Below are 1,786 nucleotides of genomic sequence, written 5' to 3'. Positions count from 1 at the left end.
CCACGACGCGGTCCGAGAGGGTGCAGAACACCACGTCGCCCTCGCGGAACGCGGGCAGTCTCGCCTGCGCGTCCACGACGGTCCGCAGGAACGCGGGCGAGACTCCCCGCGGTCCCTCCTCGAACTCGGCTTCGGACTTCAGGTCGCCGATGGCCGAGACGTCGCGGTCAACCGTGAACAGTCGTCGCGCGGTGGGGAGACGCAGGACGTACGGCAGCACCACGGACTCGAACCCCTCGTTCGGGGCCGTCCCCCACCACGGACTCAAGAAGACGTTCCGCGGGGGGTCGTCCACGCGTTCGGCGAGGTGTGCCGCGACGAGTCCGCCCGTGCTGTGACTCAGCACCGCGTCGAAGTCGCCGTCCTCGTAGTACGACTGCACGGGGGCGAGATACTGGTCCTCGAAGTCCCACCCGTTCGTCGGGATGGTGACGGCGTGGACGCGGTACGTCTCGCCCAGTCTGTCCAGCAACCACGAGACGTGCTCGTGGTCGGGTTCGTTCCCCCACCCGAGGACGAACAGCAGGTCTTCGTCGCCGTCGCCGTGGACCGAAAAGCGGATGCGGGGCGTCTCGCGGAACCGATTTCGAAACGGAAGTCGCACGGCGAGTGGGTGACAGCGAGCGGACAAAATAGTACGCCAAGCGGCCAGTCTCGGTGGACCGAAGCGGCGATTACTCCTCGTCGCCGGTGCTGACGGTGATCTGCGCCTCGCGGATGACTTTCTCGGCCATCTCGTAGCCCGGTTGGTAGACGTCGGCGACGGTGCCCTCGGGTTGGTCGCTCGCGACGCGCATCATCACCTCGTGGCGCGTGGGGTCCACGTCGGTGCCCGGTTCGGGGTCGATGGTCGACACGTCCTCCGTCGCGAGGATGCGGTCGAACTCTTCGAGAGTGGACTCGATACCCGGTCGGATGTCGGCGTCCTCGTCCTGGTCGAGGGCGCGGACGAGGTTGTCGCGGACGGTGACGACGCGTTCGACGAAGTCTTCGGTGGCCGTCTCGCGAATCTGGTCCTGCCGCTTCTTCGCGCGCTTCTTGTAGTTCTGGAAGTCCGCCTGCGTCCGCTTGAGTCGGTCCTGGAGTTCGTCCGCCTCCTCGTCCTTCTCGGCGAGTTCGGTCTCCAGTCGCGCGACGCGGCCCTCGAGTTCGGCAACCTCGTCGGCGAGTTCCTCGTCGTACGCCGCGACCCGCGACGAGACGCCGTCTTCGGCGCCCGCCTCGGCGGCTCGTCGTCCATCGCTTCGCCGCCCGCCATCTCGCCGTCCGTCGCCTCCGCGCCCACTGCCTCGGCTTCCCCGTTCCGTTCTGCCTCTACTTCTGCCGCGGCGTCGGCGTCGTCGCTCTCGGAAACACGGCCGTCGGGGGACTCGTCGGTCATGTCTGACCAAAACGGGTGACGCGGCTTAAGGTTGTACGACTCGGTCGAGTCCGGGTAGGCACGCCCTCACTGATACATCCGGAGCGGTTGCGCCTGCGTGCTCTCCTCGTCGGCCTGTTGCATCCGCCGCGCGAGCTGTTCTTTCGCGTTGCGAATCTCCTCGGCCCGTTCGACGAGGTTCTCGACCGGCACCTCGACGCCCGTCAGCGGTTCGATGCCCTGCTTGATGACGACGCGGGACGCCTCCGGGTCGGGGAACCGCGGGTCGGACTCGACGACCAGCCCGATGGCCGTGCGCTCGTTCTCGATGGCGTGGTGCAGCAACGCGCCCGTCGGCCCGGAGATGAGGCCCATCTCGTCGGGGGCGTCGAGGCCGACGTCGGCGAGTCGGTCCGCGCCCGCGCC

At 68.1% G+C, this 1,786-nt stretch carries 2 protein-coding genes and 1 pseudogene; all 3 read right to left on the bottom strand.

What is annotated here, in order from left to right; genetic code table 11:
- The coding region (locus GJ632_RS21270; protein ID WP_343161310.1) for an alpha/beta hydrolase at positions 1–562 on the bottom strand (562 nt) is incomplete at its 3' end.
- Positions 563–674: 112 nt separating this feature from the next.
- Positions 675–1,381, bottom strand: a pseudogene (gene grpE, locus GJ632_RS21265) (nucleotide exchange factor GrpE).
- Positions 1,382–1,447: 66 nt separating this feature from the next.
- On the bottom strand, positions 1,448–1,786 hold a 339-nt coding region (locus tag GJ632_RS21260; RefSeq protein WP_197428148.1), incomplete at its 5' end, for a PAC2 family protein.

Source organism: Halogeometricum sp. CBA1124 (genome assembly GCF_009741955.1).
Lineage (GTDB): Archaea > Halobacteriota > Halobacteria > Halobacteriales > Haloferacaceae > Halogeometricum > Halogeometricum rufum.
Note: the sequence above shows the minus strand (reverse complement) of the source record. Positions and strands in the feature narration are given on the sequence as shown.